Below are 15,629 nucleotides of genomic sequence, written 5' to 3'. Positions count from 1 at the left end.
CGTGGCGGCCGTGTCCGGGCCGGCCGGACGCGCGAACGAATCCCAGCGCGAAGAAATCCCAGGGGGACACCAACTCTCATGCGCTCCATACGACTCCTGCCGGCCCTCACGGCCCTGGCGGCGGCGCTCGCGCTGACCGCCACCGCCTGCGGCCCCACCGAGACCCCGGCGTCCGACAAGCCCGCCGACAAGCCCGTGGCCGGCAGCTCCGCCGCCACCGGCGACTCCGGCTCCGGCTCCGACTCCCCGTCCGACCTCGCCAAGGGCGTCGCCGACAAGCTGAAGAAGCACGGCGTCGACGTCGACAAGTGGAAGAACGGCGAGTGGAAGAACTGGGACAAGGAGACCTGGCTCCGCGAGGCCGACGACTTCGTCAACCCGGTCATCGACGGCCTGTGGAACCCGACGCGGATGCAGTCCGCCAAGAGCCCCGACCCGACGATCACCGCGCAGGCGACGAGCGGCGGCACCGACCCCACGCCGCGCCCGGTGACCGCTCAGCGTGAGAAGACCCCGTACCACCGCTACGCGGCCCCGGTCGGCAAGATCTTCTTCGACTCGCCCGAGGGCTCCATGGTCTGCTCCGGCACGATCGTGAAGGACCCGCGCCGGCCCGGCAAGTCCAACCTGGTGTGGACGGCCGGCCACTGCGTGCACGCCGGCAAGCGCGGCGGCTGGTACCGCAACATCATGTTCGTCCCGGCCTTCAACGACCTCGGCAAGTCCCCGGCGCAGCTGCAGAACGCGCAGCCGTACCAGGTCTACCCGTACGGCCAGTACTGGGCCGACTGGGCCGTGACCTCCGGCCAGTGGATCCAGAGCGGCGGCACCAACCAGGCGTGGCCGTACGACTACGCCATCCTGCACGTCCGGCCGGCGAACGGCCACAAGTCGCTTGAGGAGACGGTGGGCGCGGCGCTGCCCGTCGACTTCTCCGCCCCTTCACCGGCGCAGGCCGGCACGGTCGGCGCCTGGGGCTACCCGGCGGCGCCCCCGTACAACGGCATGATCATGCACAAGTGCCTGGACCGCCCGACCCGCCTCACCACGGCTCCGGTGACGCCGACCATGTACCGGATCGGCTGCACCATGACCGGCGGCTCGTCCGGCGGCGGCTGGTTCCACGTGATGCCGAACGGCAAGACGGCGCTGGTGTCCAACACCTCGATCGGTCCGGCCGGGAGCCGCGGCTGGCTGGCCGGACCGCAGCTGGGGCAGGGCGCGAAGGCAGCCCACGACATGATCAGCAAGAAGTTCGCCCACTGATCGCCCGAGAACGGAACAAAGGCGCCGGCCGTCTCCCTCGCGGGAGGCGGCCGGCGCCCTTTTCACTGCCTGTGTACGTGTCAGTGCGCGGCGGGGACGTACGGCGCGAGGAGCGCCGCCAGTTCCTCGTGCACCCGCGCCTTGAGCAGGGTGCCCTCCGGGGTGTGCTCCTCGGAGATCACCTCGCCCTCGGCGTGCGCCCGCGAGACGAGACCGCCCTGCGTGTACGGCACGAGGACCTCGATCTCGACCTTCGGCCGCGGCAGCTCGGCGTCGATCAGGCCGAGCAGCTGCTCGATGCCCTCGCCCGAGCGGGCGGAGACGGCGAGCGAGTGCTTCTCGATCCGCAGCAGCCGCTGGAGCACCAGCGGGTCGGCCGCGTCCGCCTTGTTGATGATGACGATCTCCGGCACGTCCAGCGCGCCGACCTCGCGGAACACCTCGCGCACCGCCGCCAGCTGCTCCTCCGGAGCCGGGTGCGAGCCGTCCACCACGTGCAGGATCAGGTCGGCGTCGGCGACCTCTTCCATGGTGGAGCGGAACGCCTCGACCAGGTGGTGGGGCAGGTGCCGGACGAAGCCGACCGTGTCCGCCAGCGTGTAGAGCCGGCCGGAGGGCGTCTCGGCCCGCCGGACGGTCGGGTCGAGGGTGGCGAACAGCGCGTTCTCCACCAGCACGCCCGCGCCCGTGAGGCGGTTGAGCAGGGACGACTTGCCGGCGTTGGTGTATCCGGCGATGGCGACCGACGGCACCTTGTGACGGCGCCGCTCCTGCCGCTTGATGTCGCGGCCGGTCTTCATCTCCGCGATCTCACGGCGCATCTTCGCCATCTTCTCGCGGATCCGGCGCCGGTCCGTCTCGATCTTGGTCTCACCGGGACCACGGGTGGCCATGCCGCCACCGCCGCCGCCACCCATCTGCCGGGAGAGCGACTGACCCCAGCCGCGCAGGCGCGGCAGCATGTACTGCATCTGCGCGAGGGCGACCTGGGCCTTGCCCTCTCGGGACTTGGCGTGCTGGGCGAAGATGTCGAGGATCAGGGCGGTCCGGTCGACCACCTTGACCTTGACGACGTCCTCGAGGGCGATGAGCTGGCCGGGGCTGAGCTCACCGTCGCAGACGACGGTGTCGGCGCCGGTCTCGAGCACGATGTCCCGCAGCTCCTGCGCCTTGCCCGAACCGATGAAGGTGGCCGGGTCCGGCTTGTCACGGCGCTGGATCACGCCGTCGAGCACGAGGGCGCCCGCCGTCTCGGCGAGGGCCGCGAGCTCGGCGAGCGAGTTCTCCGCGTCCTGCACCGTCCCCGAGGTCCACACACCGACCAGCACGACGCGCTCCAGGCGCAGCTGGCGGTACTCGACCTCGGTGACGTCCTCGAGCTCGGTGGAGAGGCCCACGACACGGCGCAGGGCCGCGCGCTCGGAGCGGTCGAACTGGTCGCCGTCCCGCTCTCCGTCGATCTCGTGGCTCCAGGCGACGTCCTCTTCCATCAGGGCATCGGCCCGAAGGCTCTCGGTGCGGCGGGTGTCCGCGAAGCTCTGCGCGTCCTGGGAAGGGGATGAAGAGGAGGTCATTTGATCCTTAACGTCGAAGAGAGAAATCCTTTACGCCGATCACAACGCGTGACACCGGAAAAGAATTCCCGGGGCCCGGCCGCGCCGCCGACCTGATGATGGTGACACGGTCGGGCACGCCCCGTCACGCGGGTTTCACCGCGGGGCCCGGCTCGTCCAGTCGGGGTGGCCGGGCATGGGCGGGGTCTTCGCCGCGTACAGCCAGTCGTGCAGGAACGCCGTCTGGTCGTGCCCGGAGACCTCGCTCGCGAGGGCGACGAAGTCGGCGGTGGTCGCCGTGCCGTCCCGGTGCTCGGCCACCCAGCGGCGCTCAAGCCGCCCGAAGGCGTCGTCGCCGATCTCGTGGCGCAGGGCGTAGAGCGCGAGCGCGGCGCCGTCGTAGACCACCGGCCGGAACAGGCTGATCTTCTCGCCGGGCTCCGGCGGCTTCGGCGCGGCGGGCGGCCCGCCGTCCCGGCGCCACTGGTCGGAGGCCCCGTACGCGGCCTTCATGCGCTTCTCCAGGGTCGGCCCGCCGTGCTCCTCGGCGTAGGTCGCCTCGTACCAGGTGGCGTGCCCCTCGTTCAGCCACAGGTCGGACCAGGCGCGGGGCGAGACACTGTCGCCGAACCACTGGTGGGACAGCTCGTGGACGAGGATCGAGTCGACGTACCAGGTGGGGTAGCCGGTCTCGGTGAAGAGGCCACGCTCGAAGAGGGAGAGCGTCTGGGTCTCCAGCTCGAAGCCGGTGTCGGCGTCGGCGACCAGGATCCCGTAGGTCTCGAAGGGGTACGGGCCGACGCGGCTCTCCATCCACTCCAGGTGGCCGGGGGTGCGGCGCAGCCAGGGCTCCATCGCCTCGCGGTCGGCGGTGCGCACGACGTCCCTCACGGGCAGGCCGTGCGGGCCCTCGCGGCGCACGACGGCCGAGTCGCCGATGGAGACCTGGGCGAGTTCGGTGGCCATCGGGTGGACGGTCTTGTACGTCCACGTGGTGGTGCCGCCGTCGTGCTGCTCGCGGCCGGTGGGCAGGCCGTTGGCGACGACGGTGAGGCGGTCGGGGGCGGTGATCCGGAAGGTGAAGTACGCCTTGTCGGCCGGGTGGTCGTTGGACGGGAACACCCGGTGGCCGGCGTCGGCCTGGTTGGCCATGGCGAGGCCGTCGCCGGTGCGCACCCAGCCGCCGGAGTCGGCCGGACCGGACGGGTCGCTGGTGTGGGTGACCGTGATGTCGAGCGTGTCGCCCCGCTCGACGGGCTCGGCCGGGGTGATCACCAGGTCCTCGTCGCTGGTGGTGTACGCGGCCGGCTCGCCGTCGACGGTGACCTCGGAGACCTTGCCGTGGGTGAAGTCGAGGTTGATCCGCTCCAGGTCGGCGGTGGCCAGGGCCTGGACGTGGGTGACGCCGGCGAGCGGCTCGGTGTTGCGGCCCGGGTAGGTGAGGTCGATGTCGTACGACAGGACGTCGTAGCCGGGGTTGCCCAGGTGCGGGAAGAGCGGGTCGCCGATGCCCAGCGGCGGCGGCGCGGGCAGGGCGGCGGCGACGAGCCCGGCGGAGAGGGCGACGAGAACGGCGGAGCGCAGCACGCGCGCGCGGGGCGACCGGGAGGGGCAGGAGGGGCGGGAGGGGCGGGAGGGGTGCGGCATGGGTTACGGCTACCAGGGCGGGGCCGCCGGGCCTGGGCGGCGCGCACGCCGGCCACCCGAAGGGGTCAGCTCCGCGGGGGTGGCGCCTGCCGCGCCCGGCTCACGTCGTACACGCCCGGCACGTCCCGCATCGCCTTCATCAGCGCGGGCAGCCCGGCGGCGTCCGGGAGTTGGAGGGTGTAGGTGTGCCGGACCCGCTGCTCGCTCGGGGGTTCGATGGTGGCGGAGACGACGGCGGCGCCCTCGGCGGCGATGGCCTCGGTGAGGTCGGCGAGGAGGCCGGGGCGGCCGAAGGACTCGGCGCGGAGGGTGACGCGGCACTCAGCGGTGTCGCCCCAGTGGACCGTGACGGGTTCGCGGCCGAGCCGCCGCATGGCGGCGGCGGTGGCGCAGCCGGTGCGGTGGGCGGTGACGGTGCCGCCGCGGACGACGAAGCCGGTGATGGCGTCGTTGGGCACGGGGGTGCAGCAGCCCGCGGGCCGGACGAAGGGCGCTTCGGGGAGTTCGGTGTGGAGCTTGGCGCCGGAGTGGCGGTCGGCGGTGACGCTGACGGGCGGCCGGGGTGCGGCGGCGGGGGGCTTGGCGGCCTCGGGGTGGGCCTGGAGCCAGCCGGTGATGGCGATCCGGGCGGCCGGGGTGCGGGCGTGGTCGAGCCACTGCGGGGAGGGCCCGGAGGAGGAGTCCTGGGCGAGCAGGAGCTGCACGGTGTCGCCGTCGTGGAGCACGGTGCTGAGTGGCGCGAGCCGGCCGTTGACCCGCGCCCCGAGACAGCTGTGGGCGGCCTCGCCGTGCTCGGCGTAGGCGGCGTCGACACAGGTGGCGCCGGCGGGCAGGCTGATCGTGCCGGGGGCGTCGCCGCCGCCGGCGCGGAAGACGGTGATCTCCTGGTCCTGGGCGAGGTCGGCGCGCAGCGAGGTCCAGAAGGTGTCGGGGTCGGGGGTGGACTGCTGCCAGTCGAGCAGCCGGGAGAGCCAGCCGGGGCGGGTGGGGTCGACCCGCTCGCTGTCGTCCGCCGCGGGCGTGCCGGCGGCCGGGTTCTCGGTGCCGTCCGGGGCCGCGTACGGGTTGCCGAGGGCGACCACGCCGGCCTCGGCGACCTTGTGCATCCGGTGGGTGCGGATGAGGACCTCGGCGACGGCGCCGTCGGGGGCGGCGACGGCCGTGTGCAGGGACTGGTAGAGGTTGAACTTGGGTGCGGCGATGAAGTCCTTGAACTCGGAGACCACCGGGGTGAAGCAGGTGTGCAGTTCGCCGAGGACCGCGTAGCAGTCGGCGTCCTCGCCGACCAGGACGAGCAGCCGGCCGAAGTCGGGGCCGCGCAGTTCGCCGCGCTTGAGCCGGACCCGGTGGACGGAGACGAAGTGCCGGGGCCGGACGAGGACTTCCGCGGTGATGCCGGCCTCGCGCAGCACGGCGGAGACCTGCTCGGCGATGCCGGCGAGGGCGTCGCAGGCGCCGGGGTTGCGGGCGATGAGCGCGCGGGTGGCCTCGTACTCCTCGGGGTGGAGGATCGCGAAGACGAGGTCCTCCAGCTCGGTCTTGAGGGCCTGGACGCCGAGGCGTTCGGCGAGCGGGATGAGGACGTCCCGGGTGACCTTGGCGATGCGGGCCTGTTTCTCCGGGCGCATCACTCCGAGGGTGCGCATGTTGTGCAGCCGGTCGGCGAGTTTGATCGACATGACGCGGACGTCGTTGCCGGTGGCGACGAGCATCTTGCGGAAGGTCTCGGACTCGGCGGCGGCGCCGTAGTCGACCTTCTCCAGTTTGGTGACGCCGTCGACGAGATAGGCGACCTCGTCGCCGAACTCGCGGCGCACCTGGTCGAGCGTCACCTCGGTGTCCTCGACGGTGTCGTGGAGCAGGGAGGCGGTCAACGTCGTGGTCTCGGCGCCGAGTTCGGCGAGGATCAGGGTGACCGCGAGCGGGTGGGTGATGTACGGCTCGCCGCTCTTGCGCATCTGGCCGCGGTGGGACGACTCGGCGAGCACGTAGGCCCGGCGGAGCACGGCCAGGTCGGCGTCGGGATGGTGGGCGCGATGGGCCTCGGCGACGTGCCCGATGGCGTCCGGCAGCCGGTCGCGCATGGCGGGCCCGGCGGTCGCGCCGAGCAGGGCGGCGCGGCCGAGCCTGCGCAGATCGATCCTGGGGCGGCCTCGTCTGCGGCCGGGAGCGTCGGATCCGGTGGCGGACCCGGCCTCGCTCACGGGATTGGTGGCCTCTGCGCTCATGGGGCACCTCCGGCGGCGTCGACCGGCGGAGAGCCGGGCAGCGTGCCCGGTGGGCCGGTGCTTGATGCTACCGACCCCACCACGTGGCGCAGTCCCGCTCTCGCCGAGCGTGAACGGGATCACCCATTCGAGGGACGAATCCGTCGTTGACAGTTTCGATTCCGGCGCCTCCGGACAGTCTCAGGGGCCCCGGAGGCGTCCGGTGCTCAGGCGTGGTCGGTGAGCCAGGACGGGTCGACGGTGCCCTCGCCGACGATGACCGCGGGGCCGGTCATCTCGATCTCGCCGTCGGGGTGCTCGGTGATCACGAGCGTGCCGCCGAGCACGTCCACGGTGTACGTGACGGGGACGCCGGACACGGCCGGGTCGGCGCCGTCCCTGCGGGCGGTGGCCACGGCGACGGCGCAGGCGCCCGTGCCGCAGGAGCGGGTCTCGGCGGCGCCGCGCTCGTGCACGCGCATGGCGACGTGCCGGGGGCCGCGGTCGGCGACGAACTCGATGTTGACGCCGTCCGGGTAGACCGCGGCCGGCTCGTACGGCGGCTCGTCGTACAGGGTGCCCGCGTGGGCGAGGTCCTCGACGAAGGCGACCGCGTGCGGGTTGCCCATGTTGACGTTGCGGGCGGGCCAGCTGCGGCCGTCGACGGTGACGGTGACGCCGTCCTCCGGGAGCACGGCGCGGCCCATGCGGACGGTCACGGAGCCGTCCTTGTCGAGGTGGACCCGCTTGACCCCACCGCGGGTGGCGACGGCCACCTCGCCGGCGGTGACGTGCCCGGCGTGCTCCAGATAGCGGGCGAAGACCCGCACCCCGTTGCCGCACATCTCGGCGACCGAGCCGTCCGCGTTCCGGTAGTCCATGAACCACTCGGCCTCGTCGGCCAGGTGCCGCGCGTCCGGGTGAGCGGCGCTGCGCACCACGTGCAGCACGCCGTCGCCCCCGATGCCGGCCCGCCGGTCGCAGAGCCGGGCGACGAGGGCCGGAGGCAGGTCCACGTCGTTGTCGGCGTCGGGGACGATCACGAAGTCGTTCTCGGTGCCGTGTCCCTTCAGGAAGCCGAGGGGCGCCGGGAAGGAGTGGGGCGAGGTCTGCGCGCTGGTCACGGAATCAACTCTACGTGCCGGATGTGACAGCGGTCGCGACGGTCCACGGAACGGTACGGGGTCCCAAACGGCACGGGGTCCCACAGGGCGGGAGCCCGTACGGGCGCTCAGCGCAGTCGCGCCACGCGCCAGACCGCCAGCGCGACCAGGAGGGCACTCAGCGACACGTACAGGGCGAGCGCGCGCCAGTCGGGGCGCTCGGTGGAGCCGCGGGCGGGGAGGCCCGGCCAGGTGTGGCCGACGCGGCGGGCGGCCATCATGCCCCAGCCCGCCGCGCAGGAGCTGATCAGCAGGCCGAGCATGGCGACGACGGCGCCGCCGTCGCCCGAGCCGAAGGCGAGCGGGAAGGCGAACATCAGCGAGCCGACGGCGGCGAGCGCGACGATCGGGGCGAGCTGCCAGATCCGCAGGCGGCGCTGCGGGCGCAGTTCCACCTCGACCTCGGCCGGGTCCACCTCGACGGCGCTGCCCTCGGCCTGGTCGGGGCCGTCCGGCGTCAGACCGGGCGCCGTACCGGGGACTTCACCCCGGACGGCGGCCTGCTCTTCCGTGTCTCGAGGGCCGGCCTCCATCGCCACGCGCCCTCCCCACTCGGATTCCACTTGGTCGTTCGACGATGCTCGATGATGGCACGCCCCTGCCCCTCCGAATGACGGGCATGACGTCCCGATGCCATCACGTGATCAGGCTGTAACCGCTCGTTCGACCAACGTCAGCGCCTGCCGCGGGAGTTCCCCGCGGTCCGCGGCGGCGCCGCTGAGCCAGTGCACCCGGGGGTCGCGGCGGAACCACGAGTCCTGGCGGCGGGCGAAGCGCTTGGTGGCGCGCACGGTCTCGGCACGGGCCTCGTCCTCGGTGCACTCCCCGGCGAGCGCCGCGAGCACCTGCTGGTAGCCGAGCGCGCGGGCGGCCGTGCGCCCCTCGCGCAGGCCGCGCGCCTCCAGGGCGCGGACCTCGTCGACGAGCCCGGCCTCCCACATGCGGTCGACCCGGGTGGCGATGCGCTCGTCGAGCTCGGGGCGGGCGACGTCGACGCCGATCTGCACCGTGTCGTAGACGGAGTCGTGGCCCGGGAGGTTGGCGGTGAACGGCTTGCCGGTGATCTCGATGACCTCCAGGGCGCGCACGATGCGCCGGCCGTTGCTGGGCAGGATCGCGCGGGCGGCCTCGGGGTCGGCGGCCGCCAGGCGGGCGTGCAGCACGCCGGAGCCGCGCTCCTCCAGCTCGGCCTCCAGCCGGGCCCGGACCTCCGGGTCGGTGCCGGGGAAGTCGAGGACGTCGATGGCCCCGCGCACGTACAGGCCGGAGCCGCCCACCAGGATCGGGGTGCGGCCCTCGGCGAGCAGCCGGTCGATCTCGGCGCGGGCGAGCCGCTGGTACTCGGCGACGCTGGCGGCCTCGGTCACCTCCCAGATGTCGAGGAGGTGGTGCGGGACGCCGCCGCGTTCCTCCATCGTCAGTTTGGCGGTGCCGATGTCCATCCCCCGGTAGAGCTGCATGGAGTCGGCGTTGACGACCTCGCCGCCGAGCTGCTGGGCGAGGAAGACGCCCAGATCGGACTTTCCGGCCGCGGTGGGACCGACGACGGCGATGACCCGCGGTGCGGGAGCTGCACTTCTCACATGCCCAGTCTCCCAAACCTCCCGGCGCGTCCCCGAATGAGCTACGTGACGGCCCTCATCCGGCTTCGTTGCCTGTTGCGGAATGACGACCCTGAGTACGCTAGGGAGCAGTTATGGGAGTTTTTGCGCTGTTTCGCCGGAAGAGCAAGGACGAGCCGGCGACCGAGGCCGTGACGGACGAGGCGCCGGAGGCCGCCGTCGGCACGGCGGAGGAGGCCCCCGAGGCCCCCGAGGTCACCGAGGTCGGTGAGCCCGCCGAGGCCCGTGAGGGCGCCGACGCGGTGGCCGAGCCCGTCGAGATCCCCAAGCAGCAGTCGGCCGTGCAGGCCGCCGACAACGAGCCGGCCGGCGAGAGCGCCCGACCGTAGGCACAGAACACGGACCCGGCAGGGTCCGGCGGAGGGATGGTGACCGAATGGGTCTCCTGGATTCGCTGAAGGCCAAGCTCGGCCCCGCCAAGGACAAGGTCTCCGACCTCGCCAAGGAGCACGGCGGCAAGGTGGAGCACGGCCTGGAGAAGGCCGCCCGGGTGGTCGACGAGAAGACCAAGGGCAAGTACAGCGCCAAGATCGAGTCCGGCACCGGGAAGGCCAAGGAGGCCATCGAGCGGCTCGCGCACAAGGACGAGGGCCCGAGCGGCCCGACGCCGCCGCCGGCCGCCTGATCGTTCCTCCGCCACGGCGGACGGCCGCGGAGCGCGCTGCTCCGCGGCCGTCCGCCGTTACGGGGGCTCTTGGTGTGGTGGTACGGGTCGGGTACGGGTCAGCTCCAGGCGGCCACGAAGTAGCCGACGCCGTAGGGCGCGTCCTCGTACAGCAGCCGGCCCGCCAGGTCCGCGCCCTCGGCGGCGCCCGCGAGCACCTGCCACGGGGCCCGGCCGGCCGCCTTCAGCTCGTACGCGAGCCGCTCGTCGAGGGCGAGCAGCGCCGCGGTATCGGCCTCGCCGAGCGCCCGCGCGACCTCCGCGTCGAAGCCCTCGGCGCGCTCGTCGAGGTAGCCGGGCGCCTTCACCGTGCGGCAGGCGCTGCCGTCGCCCATCACGAGCAGCGCGACCCGCTCCGCCGACCCGGCGATCTCCCGCCCGGTCGCCGCACACGGGGCGGCCTCCAGCGACTCTCCGACGCCGAGGCCCTCGACGGGCGCGTCGGCCCAGTCGGTGTGCTCCAGGAGCCAGCCGGCCACCGCGAGCGACGCGGGCAGCGGCCGGTCCCCGCCGGGCCCGCTGCCGAGCCGTACGGTCCGCTCGACGCCGAACCCGGCGAACGACCCGGCCGACCCGCCCGGGAACACGCCCCGCGCACCCTCGGCGGCGGGCCCGACCACCACGAGCCGGTCGGGACGGGAGGCGGCGAGCACCCCGAGCGCGTCGGAACAGGCCGTACGCGCCTCGGCGAGCTCGGCGGCGGCACCGGCCACGACGGCGGGCACGAGCAGCGGGGGGCAGGGACAGACGGCGGCGGCGACAAGCATGATCCGCAGCCTAGCCGGACCGGGTGGGCCTCCGCCCGGCGTCAGCCGCCTCCCGGCGTCCTCTTCCCCGCCAGGGCTTCCTCTCCCCCGCCAGGGCTTCCCTCCCCGTCAGAGCGCCCCCGTCGGAGCCTCCGTGCGCGTCAGTGGCTCCCGCACGCCGGCGCGTCCGCGACCGGCAGCGGCTCCGGGACGCCGATCTTCGGCAGGCCCAGCATCACGCCCGCCGGCTTCGCCGCCGCGTCCGCCTGGCGCTTCTCCCAGGCGTCGCCCGCGCGGGTGCGGCGGACGGCGGTGGTCGGGCCCTCGGCGAGGAGGTGGTGCGGGGCGGCGTAGGTGATCTCGACGGTCACGACGTCGCCGGGGCGCACGTCCTCGTCCGGCTTGGTGAAGTGGACGAGACGGTTGTCGGGGGCGCGGCCGGAGAGGCGGTGCGTCTCGCCGTCCTTGCGGCCCTCGCCCTCGGCGACCATGACCTCGAGGGTGCGGCCGACCTGCTTCTTGTTCTCCTCCCAGGAGATCTCCTCCTGGAGGGCGACGAGGCGCTCGTAGCGCGCCTGCACGACCTCCTTGGGGATCTGGCCCTCCATGGTGGCCGCCGGGGTGCCGGGGCGCTTGGAGTACTGGAAGGTGAAGGCGTTCGCGAAGCGGGCCTCGCGGACGACGTGCATGGTCTGCTCGAAGTCCTCCTCGGTCTCGCCGGGGAAGCCCACGATGATGTCGGTGGAGATGGCGGCGTGCGGGATGGCGGCGCGCACCTTCTCGATGATCCCGAGGAAACGCTCCTGCCGGTACGAGCGGCGCATCGCCTTCAGGACGGTGTCCGAGCCGGACTGCAGCGGCATGTGCAGCTGCGGCATCACGTTCGGGGTCTCGGCCATGGCGGCGATGACGTCGTCCGTGAAGTCGCGCGGGTGCGGCGAGGTGAAGCGGACCCGCTCCAGGCCCTCGATCTCCCCGCAGGCGCGCAGCAGCTTGCTGAACGCCTCGCGGTCGCCCAGGTCGGAGCCGTACGCGTTGACGTTCTGGCCGAGCAGGGTGATCTCGGAGACGCCCTCGCCGACCAGCGCCTCGATCTCGGCGAGGATGTCGCCGGGACGGCGGTCCTCCTCCTTGCCGCGCAGCGCGGGGACGATGCAGAAGGTGCAGGTGTTGTTGCAGCCGACGGAGATGGAGACCCAGGCGGCGTAGGCGGACTCGCGGCGGGTCGGCAGCGTCGACGGGAACGCCTCCAGGGACTCCGCGATCTCGACCTGCGCCTCCTCCTGGACGCGGGCGCGCTCCAGGAGCACCGGCAGCTTGCCGATGTTGTGGGTGCCGAAGACGACGTCGACCCAGGGGGCCCGCTTGACGATGGTGTCGCGGTCCTTCTGCGCCAGGCAGCCGCCGACGGCGATCTGCATGCCGGGCCGGGCGGCCTTCATCGGCGCGAGGTGGCCGAGGTTGCCGTACAGCTTGTTGTCGGCGTTCTCACGGACCGCGCAGGTGTTGAAGACCACGACGTCGGCGTCACCGTTCGAGCCCTCGGGGGCGCGCACGTAGCCGGCGTCCTCCAGGAGGCCGGAGAGCCGCTCCGAGTCGTGGACGTTCATCTGACACCCGTAGGTGCGTACTTCGTAGGTTCGCGTCACGCCCTGCTCGGCCACGGCTCCGGTCCCGTCTTTGCTGCTGGTCACCTGACAAGGGTAAGGGGGCTCAGGGGGTGTCTCGTCGATCAGGCCGGATCAGGGAGCGGCGTCTGGTGCATGGGGTCTCCCCAGGCCCGCAGGGCCTAGGGGACGCATCGCAAGGCGGAGGAGGGAGTCCATGCGGAGCATCGGCGACCGACGACAACGCGGCGAGGCGCGGTGCTGGGGGCACCTCCCAGGCGAAGCTCTGGGGGAGTCGCGAGCCCGGCATGATCGGCGAGACACCCCCTTTAGAGGGGTGCGGTGCCGAGCGGGCCGGGGGCCGGCGGCCGGCTCGCCTCGAGGACGGCCGCGAGCTGGGCGGCGAGGCCGCCCGCGGTCGGCCGGACCGTGCCCGCGAAGGCCGCCGAGCCGACGGTGAAGGCGTCCGCGCCCGCCTCCGCCAGGGCCCGGATGCGGGCCGGGGTGTCGATGGAGCCGGCGACGACGAGCCGGCCGGTGGTCGCGGCGCGGGCGGCGCGGACCAGGTCGAGCGGTTCGGCCTCGGTGGCACGGTGGGCGAGCAGGTCGACGCCCGCGCAGCCGGCGGACTCGGCGCGGCGGCAGTCGGCGGCGATCCGGGCCGGGGTGCCGGCCAGGCGGGTCGGGTGGCCCTGGGGCTCGCCGACGAAGGGCAGGTAGCGGACCTGGCTCCCGGCGAGGAGGGCGAGGGTCTCGTCGATCCAGGTGCCGCCCATCAGCCAGTCGACGCCGAGGTCGACGCCGGCACGGACCGAGCCGAGGGCCTGGTCGCGGCCGGTGGCCACGACCTCCAGGTAACTGGTGGCGCCGAGCGCCCTGATCTGCTCGTGGAGCCGGCGCAGGGTCGCCGGGTCGACGCCGACGTCCTTGAAACCGATGTGGGTGATGCCGAGCTCGCGGATCGAGTCGAGGACGTGCAGGCAGTCGGTGACGGTCCGGTCGGCCCGGGTGAGCATGAAGACGAAGTCCATCAGAGGTCCTGGGGCGTGAGCTGGGCGGCGTGGCGCAGGGCGGTGAGCAGGCTGGTGGGGTCGGCGGTGCCGGTGCCCGCGAGGTCGAAGGCGGTGCCGTGGTCGACGCTGGTGCGGACGAAGGGCAGGCCGAGGGTGATGTTGACGCCGTGTTCCAGGCCCAGGTACTTCACCGGGATCAGACCCTGGTCGTGGTACTGGGCGACGACGGCGTCGAACTCGCCCGCCCGCGCCCGCATGAACACGGTGTCGGCCGGCCAGGGCCCGCTCGCGTCGATGCCCTCGGCGCGGGCGGCGCGCACGGCGGGTGCGATGACGTCGAGGTCCTCGCGGCCGAAGAGGCCGTTCTCGCCCGCGTGCGGGTTGAGCCCGGCGACGGCGATCCGCGGCCCGGTGCTCCCGCCGCGGACCCCGCCCGCGCCCCCGAGGGTCTCGTGGGTGAGGCGGATGGTGTCCAGTTCCCGCTCGACGGTGAGCGCGTCGAGCGCGGTGCGCAGCGACTGGTGGACGGTGACGAGGACGACCCGCAGTTCGTCGTTGGCCATCATCATCGCGTAGCGCTCGGTGCCGGTGAGTTCGGCGAGGATCTCGGTGTGGCCGGGGTGCGGCACGCCGGCGAGCCGGAGGGCCTCCTTGTTGACGGGGGCGGTGACGAGCGCCCGTACGTGCCCGGCGAGGGCGAGTTCGACGCCCTTGCGTACGTACGCGTAGGAGGCCGCGCCCGCGGCGGCGGCGACGGTGCCGAGCGCGAGCTCGGCGGGCAGGGCCGGGCCCGCGGGGAGGACGTCGAGGACGCCGGGGGTGCGGCCGGCGCCGGCGGGGGTGTCGACCGTACGGACGCGGAGGCCGGTGCCGGTGGTGCGGCAGGCGCGGGCGAGGGCGCCGGGGTCGCCGACGACGAGGACGGGGGCGGACGCGGCGGCGGGGCGGCTGGGGTCGGCCCAGGCGTGGACGGCCCGGACGGTGATCTCGGGGCCGATGCCGTGCGGGTCGCCCATGGTGACGGCGAGGGGTCTGCTCACGGCGTCTCTCCTGCCAGGAGTGCGGTGAGGCGCACGAGGGTGCCGTCGTCGCCGAAGCCGCCCGCCTTGATCAGGACGGGGAGGCGGGGCGCGCCGGGGCCGTGCAGGGTGCCGCGGGCGATGCCGGGTTCGGGCTCGTCGTACAGCTCGATGCCGGTGGCGCCGAGCGCGCCGAGGACGGCGGCGGCGGTCTCGCCGCCGGTGAGGACGAGCCCGTCCGCCTGCCCGTCGCGCACGCGTTCCCGTACCTCCTCGGTGAGCCGGACGAGCGGCTCGGCCGGGTCGGCGGCGCGCTCCTCGGGGGTGTGCACGGCGGCGCCCACCGGCCGCAGCGCGGCGAGCTGCCGCCTGCTGGCCGGGTTGGCGCTGCCGACGACGGCCAAGGGGCGGTGTACGGGTGGGAGTTCGGGAAGAGTCGCGGCGAGGTTACGGGAGTGGGCGCGGGCCAGGGCGTCGGCGAGGCCCGGGGAACCGACCCAGAGGACCTCCTCGGCGCGGGGCAGCGCGGCGACGACGGCGTCGAGGTCGGCATCGGAGACTGCGGAGCAGACGAACACGCCGCCCTTCTCGACCAGTCGGGGCAGTCCCGCGAGCCCGGCGGGCTCCGGCTCGACCAGGACGGCCTCGGGCAGGACGCGAGCGAGGTCGGCGGTGCGCACCGGGTGGGCCGGGTCGCGGGCGAACTCGCTCGCGTCGACCCGTACGCCCCGCACGTACTGCACGCCCGCCACCGTCGTACGGCCTTCGGCGGGGAAGGCGGGGGCCAGGATCGCGGCGCGGCGGCCGGATCCGGCGAGCGCGGCGCGCAGTTCGGCGGCGACATGGCCGCGCAGGGTCGAGTCGACCGTCTTGAGCACGAGCTCGGCATCGGCGTACGTGGCGGCGGCACGCCGCGTACGGGCGGCGGCCCCGGTCTCGTCGACGATCCGGGTGCCGAGGTCGACGGCCGTGACGCCGTCCCCGACAGCGGGAGCGGGGCGGAAGAGGACGCGGGCGCGGTGGCCCGACCTGCGGAAGGGTGCGGCGCCGTCGGCGGCGCTGGTGAGGTCGTCGGCGAGGACGACGACGGTGGAAGGCGGCATCGCGGATGGGTCCCTCGAT

14 protein-coding genes are annotated in these 15,629 nt (G+C 73.7%); 3 read left to right on the top strand and 11 right to left on the bottom strand.

Features of this window, described 5'->3' with window-relative positions:
• Positions 1–78 precede the first annotated feature (78 nt).
• Complete coding sequence (locus ACIRSU_RS30195; RefSeq protein WP_403798755.1) at positions 79–1,266, top strand: trypsin-like serine peptidase; 1,188 nt, start codon at positions 79–81, stop codon at positions 1,264–1,266.
• Between the two features lie 80 nt (positions 1,267–1,346).
• On the opposite strand, the gene hflX is transcribed toward ACIRSU_RS30195, so the two are convergent.
• The 6 genes from hflX to miaA all read right to left on the bottom strand — a co-directional run bounded on the left by hflX (position 1,347) and on the right by miaA (position 9,419).
• On the bottom strand, positions 1,347–2,840 hold the full coding sequence (gene hflX, locus ACIRSU_RS30190) for a GTPase HflX (protein WP_403798753.1): 1,494 nt from the start codon (positions 2,838–2,840) through the stop codon (positions 1,347–1,349).
• Positions 2,841–2,975: 135 nt separating this feature from the next.
• Positions 2,976–4,466 carry a M1 family metallopeptidase gene (locus tag ACIRSU_RS30185; RefSeq protein ID WP_403798751.1) on the bottom strand — a complete coding sequence of 497 codons (1,491 nt, stop codon included), beginning with the start codon at positions 4,464–4,466 and terminating at the stop codon, positions 2,976–2,978.
• Positions 4,467–4,531: 65 nt separating this feature from the next.
• The gene (locus ACIRSU_RS30180) at positions 4,532–6,694 is read right to left on the bottom strand and encodes a RelA/SpoT family protein (RefSeq protein ID WP_403798748.1); all 2,163 of its coding nucleotides are present in this window, start codon (positions 6,692–6,694) and stop codon (positions 4,532–4,534) included.
• Between the two features lie 206 nt (positions 6,695–6,900).
• Complete coding sequence (gene dapF / locus ACIRSU_RS30175; protein WP_403798746.1) at positions 6,901–7,797, bottom strand: diaminopimelate epimerase; 897 nt, start codon at positions 7,795–7,797, stop codon at positions 6,901–6,903.
• A gap of 107 nt (positions 7,798–7,904) precedes the next feature.
• Positions 7,905–8,369: a hypothetical protein gene (locus ACIRSU_RS30170; protein ID WP_403799283.1), complete on the bottom strand. Its 465-nt coding sequence runs from the start codon at positions 8,367–8,369 to the stop codon at positions 7,905–7,907.
• 111 nt (positions 8,370–8,480) lie between these two features.
• A complete protein-coding gene (miaA, locus tag ACIRSU_RS30165; protein ID WP_403798743.1) occupies positions 8,481–9,419 on the bottom strand; it encodes a tRNA (adenosine(37)-N6)-dimethylallyltransferase MiaA in 939 nt (312 codons plus the stop codon).
• 113 nt (positions 9,420–9,532) lie between these two features.
• Between miaA and ACIRSU_RS30160 the strand changes: the two genes are divergently transcribed.
• Together ACIRSU_RS30160 and ACIRSU_RS30155 are read left to right on the top strand one after the other, a co-directional pair.
• A complete protein-coding gene (locus tag ACIRSU_RS30160; RefSeq protein ID WP_403798741.1) occupies positions 9,533–9,787 on the top strand; it encodes a hypothetical protein in 255 nt (84 codons plus the stop codon).
• Positions 9,788–9,834: 47 nt separating this feature from the next.
• Entirely contained in the window at positions 9,835–10,083 is a 249-nt protein-coding gene (locus ACIRSU_RS30155; RefSeq protein ID WP_403798738.1) for an antitoxin, read from the top strand.
• Between the two features lie 98 nt (positions 10,084–10,181).
• Here ACIRSU_RS30155 and ACIRSU_RS30150 read toward each other — a convergent pair whose 3' ends face one another.
• The 5 genes from ACIRSU_RS30150 to ACIRSU_RS30130 form a co-directional block, all read right to left on the bottom strand.
• Positions 10,182–10,889, bottom strand: a complete 708-nt coding sequence (locus ACIRSU_RS30150; protein WP_403798735.1) for a class III extradiol dioxygenase subunit B-like domain-containing protein — start codon at positions 10,887–10,889, stop codon at positions 10,182–10,184.
• A 140-nt stretch (positions 10,890–11,029) separates the two neighbouring features.
• Positions 11,030–12,562: a tRNA (N6-isopentenyl adenosine(37)-C2)-methylthiotransferase MiaB gene (gene miaB / locus ACIRSU_RS30145; RefSeq protein ID WP_403798732.1), complete on the bottom strand. Its 1,533-nt coding sequence runs from the start codon at positions 12,560–12,562 to the stop codon at positions 11,030–11,032.
• Positions 12,563–12,804: 242 nt separating this feature from the next.
• Positions 12,805–13,506: a HisA/HisF-related TIM barrel protein gene (locus ACIRSU_RS30140; RefSeq protein WP_403798729.1), complete on the bottom strand. Its 702-nt coding sequence runs from the start codon at positions 13,504–13,506 to the stop codon at positions 12,805–12,807.
• A complete protein-coding gene (gene pdxA, locus ACIRSU_RS30135) occupies positions 13,506–14,528 on the bottom strand; it encodes a 4-hydroxythreonine-4-phosphate dehydrogenase PdxA (RefSeq protein ID WP_403798726.1) in 1,023 nt (340 codons plus the stop codon). Before pdxA ends, ACIRSU_RS30140 begins: the two co-directional genes overlap by 1 nt.
• The gene (locus tag ACIRSU_RS30130) at positions 14,525–15,610 is read right to left on the bottom strand and encodes a four-carbon acid sugar kinase family protein (protein ID WP_403798723.1); all 1,086 of its coding nucleotides are present in this window, start codon (positions 15,608–15,610) and stop codon (positions 14,525–14,527) included. Before ACIRSU_RS30130 ends, pdxA begins: the two co-directional genes overlap by 4 nt.
• Between the last annotated feature and the right edge of the window lie 19 nt (positions 15,611–15,629).

Source organism: Streptomyces sp. NPDC101160 (assembly GCF_044768205.1).
GTDB lineage: Bacteria > Actinomycetota > Actinomycetes > Streptomycetales > Streptomycetaceae > Streptomyces.
This window is presented reverse-complemented; position numbering and strand designations above follow the sequence as displayed.

Excerpts from the sequence above, each read along its gene's own strand:
- ACIRSU_RS30195 (WP_403798755.1), top strand. The coding sequence starts at position 79 with ATGCGCTCCATACGACTCCTGCCGGCCCTCACGGCCCTGGCGGCGGCG.
- ACIRSU_RS30140 (WP_403798729.1), bottom strand. The coding sequence starts at position 13,506 with ATGGACTTCGTCTTCATGCTCACCCGGGCCGACCGGACCGTCACCGAC.
- ACIRSU_RS30170 (WP_403799283.1), bottom strand. The coding sequence starts at position 8,369 with ATGGAGGCCGGCCCTCGAGACACGGAAGAGCAGGCCGCCGTCCGGGGT.
- ACIRSU_RS30185 (WP_403798751.1), bottom strand. The coding sequence starts at position 4,466 with ATGCCGCACCCCTCCCGCCCCTCCCGCCCCTCCTGCCCCTCCCGGTCG.
- ACIRSU_RS30180 (WP_403798748.1), bottom strand. The coding sequence starts at position 6,694 with ATGAGCGCAGAGGCCACCAATCCCGTGAGCGAGGCCGGGTCCGCCACC.
- hflX (WP_403798753.1), bottom strand. The coding sequence starts at position 2,840 with ATGACCTCCTCTTCATCCCCTTCCCAGGACGCGCAGAGCTTCGCGGAC.
- ACIRSU_RS30150 (WP_403798735.1), bottom strand. The coding sequence starts at position 10,889 with ATGCTTGTCGCCGCCGCCGTCTGTCCCTGCCCCCCGCTGCTCGTGCCC.
- ACIRSU_RS30160 (WP_403798741.1), top strand. The coding sequence starts at position 9,533 with ATGGGAGTTTTTGCGCTGTTTCGCCGGAAGAGCAAGGACGAGCCGGCG.
- ACIRSU_RS30130 (WP_403798723.1), bottom strand. The coding sequence starts at position 15,610 with ATGCCGCCTTCCACCGTCGTCGTCCTCGCCGACGACCTCACCAGCGCC.
- ACIRSU_RS30155 (WP_403798738.1), top strand. The coding sequence starts at position 9,835 with ATGGGTCTCCTGGATTCGCTGAAGGCCAAGCTCGGCCCCGCCAAGGAC.